Source organism: Streptomyces sp. NPDC050422 (assembly GCF_044458665.1).
GTDB lineage: Bacteria > Actinomycetota > Actinomycetes > Streptomycetales > Streptomycetaceae > Streptomyces.
Genome location: NZ_JBITIE010000056.1, coordinates 1 through 5,153 on the forward strand (window position 1 = coordinate 1; position 5,153 = coordinate 5,153).

The 5,153-nt window shown below is 71.2% G+C and carries 5 protein-coding genes; 1 reads left to right on the top strand and 4 read right to left on the bottom strand.

What is annotated here, in order from left to right; genetic code table 11:
- Positions 1 to 236 precede the first annotated feature (236 nt).
- The 4 genes from ACIBJG_RS38675 to ACIBJG_RS38690 are packed head-to-tail and all read right to left on the bottom strand — an operon-like array spanning position 237 to position 4,162.
- The gene (locus ACIBJG_RS38675; protein ID WP_399315033.1) at positions 237 to 1,214 is read right to left on the bottom strand and encodes an ABC transporter substrate-binding protein; all 978 of its coding nucleotides are present in this window, start codon (positions 1,212 to 1,214) and stop codon (positions 237 to 239) included.
- 28 nt (positions 1,215 to 1,242) lie between these two features.
- Positions 1,243 to 2,088 carry an ABC transporter ATP-binding protein gene (locus ACIBJG_RS38680; protein ID WP_399315035.1) on the bottom strand — a complete coding sequence of 282 codons (846 nt, stop codon included), beginning with the start codon at positions 2,086 to 2,088 and terminating at the stop codon, positions 1,243 to 1,245.
- On the bottom strand, positions 2,085 to 3,155 hold the full coding sequence (locus tag ACIBJG_RS38685; protein ID WP_399315036.1) for a FecCD family ABC transporter permease: 1,071 nt from the start codon (positions 3,153 to 3,155) through the stop codon (positions 2,085 to 2,087). The genes ACIBJG_RS38680 and ACIBJG_RS38685 overlap by 4 nt, the downstream gene beginning before the upstream one ends.
- The gene (locus ACIBJG_RS38690) at positions 3,152 to 4,162 is read right to left on the bottom strand and encodes a FecCD family ABC transporter permease (protein ID WP_399315038.1); all 1,011 of its coding nucleotides are present in this window, start codon (positions 4,160 to 4,162) and stop codon (positions 3,152 to 3,154) included. Before ACIBJG_RS38690 ends, ACIBJG_RS38685 begins: the two co-directional genes overlap by 4 nt.
- A gap of 133 nt (positions 4,163 to 4,295) precedes the next feature.
- Between ACIBJG_RS38690 and ACIBJG_RS38695 the strand changes: the two genes are divergently transcribed.
- Positions 4,296 to 4,919, top strand: a complete 624-nt coding sequence (locus ACIBJG_RS38695; protein WP_399315039.1) for an HAD family hydrolase — start codon at positions 4,296 to 4,298, stop codon at positions 4,917 to 4,919.
- Positions 4,920 to 5,153 lie beyond the last annotated feature (234 nt).

A 5,153-nucleotide genomic window follows, 5' to 3' on the forward strand; every position in this document is an offset into this window, starting at 1 on the left:
CAGGACGACGAACAGATACCCGGGTCGTCCGCGTACCGGCGGAACGTTCGTCGTTTGAGGAGACGCCCCGGAGGGACCCCGGACCCCCACCACCGAGGTAAGGCGCATCAGCAACGCGGGGCAACCCGCACACACCAAGCCCGTCCGGCGCTTGAGGACGGAACCCGGCACCACGGGGACCCGGAACCCCGCGCGCCCGCCCGGCCGAGGGCCCCGCACCCCGGAACCCCGTACGCTCAGCCGGCCATCTTCGTCTGGAACTCGTCGAGGATCTGGCCCGCCGCCGTGTAGCCGATGCCGGCGATCCACAGGCGGTCGTCGACCTTGAAGACCTTGCCGTTCCTGGAGGCGGTCAGCCCCTTCCAGAGGCCGCTCGTCATCGTCTTCGTCGTCCCCGCCTTGTCCGGGTCGCCGTACGTGGACGTGAAGACGACGTCCGCGTCCGCGAGGTCGATCTTCTCGGACGAGACGTCGTAGGAGAAGCCGTCCTTCGCCTTGTCCGTGATGGCGGGGCGGCCCATGCCGAGGTCGGCGAGGATCGAGCCGATGTAGTTCTGCTTGCCGTAGATGCGGATGTCGGCGCCCTCGACGAAGCGGACGAAGTTGACGTCGGTGGCCGCCGCCTTCTCCTTGCCGCCGATCGCCGCGGTCACCTCCGCGACATGGGCGTCGTACGCGTCGACGATCTTCTTCGCCTCGGCCTGCTTGCCGAGCGCCTCGGCGTGCACCTGGAAGTTCTCCTTCCAGGCGGTGCCGGTGGACTCCGTCATCACGGTGGGGGCGATGGCGCTGAGCTGCTCGTAGCGGTCGCCGTCACGCACCTTGCTGGTGAGGATCAGGTCGGGCTTCAGGGAGGCGACGGTCTCCATGTTGGGGTTGGCGATCTCGCCGACCTCCGTGAGCTTCTTCGTCTTCTCCGCCGGGAGGTACGTGGGGAAGCCGTCCTCCGTCGCCGAGTGCGTCGCGCCGACGGGCTGGACGCCCAGGGTGAGCGCGGAGTCCAGCTCGCCGGTGTCGAGGACCACGACCCGCTTGGGCGCCACGGGGACCTTGACGTCGCCCATGGCCGCTTTGACGGTGTGGGTCGCGGCAGCGTCGGTCTTGGCGCTGTCGTCGGAGTCCGAGTCGGACGAACCGCAGGCGGTGAGTGCGAGCGCACCGGTCAGGGCGAGGGCGCCGAGGGTGAGGCCGCGGCGGCGGAGGGCGGTGGACATACGGTGCCTTTCGTGGGTGGTGAGCGGTTCAGGAGGACTGCGCGGGCTGCCAGGGCGCGCCCGGCACGACGAGTGGGGAGCCAGTCACCGGGTCCGGGACGATCACGGCTTCGAGGCCGAAGACCTCGCGTACGAGCTCGGCGGTGACGATTTCGTTCGGGTGGCCCTCGGCGACGATCCGGCCCTCCTTCATGGCGACCAGGTGGTCGGCGTAGCGGGCGGCCTGGTTGAGGTCGTGCAGCACCGTCACGACGGTCCGGCCGCGGGTGCCGTCGGCGGCCGGGGCGGCGAGCCGGCGGACCAGGTCGAGGACCTCCACCTGGTGGGCGATGTCGAGGTACGTCGTCGGCTCGTCGAGCAGCAGCAGATCGGTGTCCTGGGCGAGGGCCATCGCGATCCAGACGCGCTGGCGCTGTCCGCCGGAGAGCTCGTCCACGGACCGGGAGCCGAGCGCGGTGATGTCGGTACGTTCCATGGCCTCGGTCACCGCCCGCTCGTCGTCCTGGGACCACTGCTGCCACCAGTGCTGGTGGGGTTGGCGGCCGCGGGCGACGAGGTCGGAGACGGTGATCGCCTCGGGGGCCACGGGGGTCTGCGGGAGCAGCCCGATCGACTGGGCGATCTGCTTCGTGGGGATCTTCGACAGCTCGGTGCCGTCCAGGAGCACCGCCCCGCTCCGCGGCTTCAGGAGCCGGCCGAGTGCGCGCAGCGTCGTCGACTTGCCGCAGGCGTTCGGCCCGACGATGACGGTGACCTTCCCGTCGGGGACGGCGAGGTCCAGCTCGTGGACGACGGTGCGGTCCTCGTACGCGAGGGTCAGCTCGCGCACCGTCAGCCGGCTGGTCGTGGTGTCCTGCTGCCGGGTCGTGGTCATGCGTTGCCTCCCGAGCGGCCACCGTGACCGCGGATGATCAGCCAGATCAGATACGGGGCGCCGACCGCCGCCGTCAGGACGCCCACCGGAAGTTCGGTGGGGGAGAAGAGCCTGCGGGCCAGCAGGTCCGCGAAGACGACGATCACCGCGCCGAGCAGCGCCGAGCAGAGCAGCGGGATCTGTGCGGTGCGGGTCATGCGGCGGGCGATCTGCGGGGCGAGCAGCGCGACGAAGTCGACCGGTCCGGCCGTCCCCGTGGCGACGGACGCCAGGATCACGCCGAGCGCGACGAGCCCCAGCCGTACCCGGCCGAGCCGGACCCCGAGCGCGGTCGCCGTGTCGTCGTCCATGGTCACGGACCGCTGGGCACGGGCTGCCCACAGGACGGCGGGAAGCAGGATCAGCAGGGTCCAGCCGATGGGCGCGGCCTCGTCGTAGCCGCGCCCGTTGAGTGAACCGGTCATCCAGATCTGGGCCTGCTGGGCGACGAGGTAGTCGCCCTTGGTCAGGAACAGCGTGGTGACCGAGCGCAGCGCGATCGCGAAGCCGATGCCGATGAGGACGAAGCGGGTGGCGTGCAGCCCGCCGCGCCAGGCGAAGGCGTAGACGAGCGCCGCGGCCGCGACCCCGCCGATCACCGACAGGTACGGCAGGACGGTGTACGAGGTGATGCCGAACGTCATCGCGCCGACGGTGAGCGCGCTCGCGCCCTGGCTGATGCCGATGATGTCGGGGCTCGCGAGGGGGTTGCGGGCCACGGTCTGGATCAGCGCGCCTGCGATCCCGAAGGCGAGGCCGACGAGCAGCCCGACGACCATGCGCGGCAGTCGCAGCGTGCCGACGACGAGTTCGTCGGCGGAGGGCCGCCCCAGGATCACGTTCAGGACCTCGGACGGTGCGACGAAGCTCTCGCCGACGCAGAGGTACGCGACGCAGACGACGGCCAGCAGCACGACGAGCGACGCGGCGACGACCGCGGCCCGGCGGTGCAGCAGGAACCGCCCGCGCGCCCCGATCCGTACGAGGCTGTACCCGGCGGGCCGCACGGCGGCCGTGGTGGCGCTCATGCGGGCACCGCCTTCCGGCGCACCAGCGTGACCAGGAACGGCACCCCGATCAGGGCCGTCATGACCCCGGCGGGCACTTCGCTCGGCGGGAAGACGATCCGGCCGATGACATCGGAGACGAGCAGCATCACGGGTCCGATCAGGGCGGCCATCGGTAGCACCCAGCGGTGGTCGCTGCCGACGATCGCCCGGGCGATATGGGGAACGGCGAGCCCGATGAACGCGATCGGACCGGCCGCGGCGACGCCGGCCCCGGTGAGCACGGTGGCCCCGATGCCGCCGACGATCCGTACGGTCGCGATCTTCTGCCCGAGGCCCTTCGCCATGTCCTCGCCGAGCGCGAGCGCGTCGAGGCCGCGGGCGACGCAGAGCACGAGCACCGTTCCGAGCAGCAGGAACGGCCAGATCTGCTGGGCCACCTCGGCCTCGCGGCCGGCGATTGAGCCGACCTGCCAGAACCGGAACTCGTCCAGCGCGGACGCCTTCGTGGTCAGCACGGCCATGGTCACGGACACCAGCAGCGCGTTGATCGCGGCGCCGCCGAGCGCGAGCTTCACCGGGGTGGCGCCGCCGCGTCCGCTGGAGGCGATGGCGTACACGGCGACGGAAGCGATGGCCGCACCCGCGAAGGCGAACCACACATACCCGGTGAGCGTGTGGATCCCCGCGTACGCGATGGCGAGCACCACCCCGACCGAGGCACCCTGGCTGATGCCGAGGATGCCGGGGTCGGCGATGGGGTTACGGGTGATGCCCTGGAGCACCGTGCCGGCGAGGGCGAGCGAGGCGCCGACCATCAGGCCGATCAGGGTGCGGGGGACGCGCATGTTCCGGATGACTTCGGCGGCGTCGGAGTGCCCGCCGTGGAGCAGGGCGTCGAACACGTCGGCCGGGGGTATGGAGCGCGCCCCGACGGCGAGGCTGAGCAGTACGGCTATCAGCAGCGCCACAACGGCCGCCGCCGTCGCGAGAGCGCGTCTGGAGCGGCGTGGTGCGGCGGCTGGCATCGGACCCCATAGACAGGCGAGGACAAGCAAGACAAAGCGAAGGTAAGTAAGGCTTGGCTAAGTCTAAGCGTCGTTGGTGCGGGGCCGTCCGGGGGTGGGCCGGGAGCGGTGGGCGGTCGGCACAATGGACGTCATGGCTACGCACGCACTGACGGTCGGATTCGACCTGGACATGACGATCATCGACTCACGGCCCGGCATCAAGGCCGCCTTCCTGGCGTTCTCCGCCGAGACGGGGGCGTTCATCGACGCCGATCTGGCGGTGAGCCGACTGGGTCCGCCGCTGGAGCAGGAGATCGCGCACTGGTTTCCGGCCGCCGAAGTGGCCGCGATGGCCGATCGCTACCGTGAGATCTATCCCACGCACGCGATAGCCCCGACGCTCGCGATGCCCGGAGCCCGGGAGTCGATCGAGGCGATCCGCGCGCTGGGCGGCCGGACGATGGTCGTCACCGCCAAGTACGAACCGAACGCGAAGCTGCACCTGACCCACCTCGGCATCGAACCCGACGTGATCGTGGGCGGCCTCTGGGCCGAGGCGAAGGCGGAGGCCCTGCGCGAGCACGGGGCGTCGGTGTACGTCGGCGACCACACGGGCGACGTACGCGGCGCGCAGGCGGCGAACGCCTTCTCGGTGGGCGTGACGACGGGCCCGTGCGACGAGGCGGAACTGCGCGCGGCGGGCGCGGACGTCGTCCTGTCGTCCTTGACGGAGTTCCCGGCGTGGCTGGAGACGTACACGGCCGCAAAGGCCTGATTCACCGGGACCGAACGCAGGTGGTGCGGGTGCTCCGCGTTGCGAGGCGCCTCTGTCCGGTGGGTGGGGGTCCGGGGTCCCTCCGGGGCGTCTCCTCGGACGACGAACGTTCGGCGGGTACGTAGCGGACCCGGGTCGGTGTTCGTCGTCCTGCGGGGACTCCCCTGCACGCCCCCGGACCCGGCCGTCCCGCGTCTGCACCATTCGTCCCACCGGCGTGCAGACGCGGGTGAG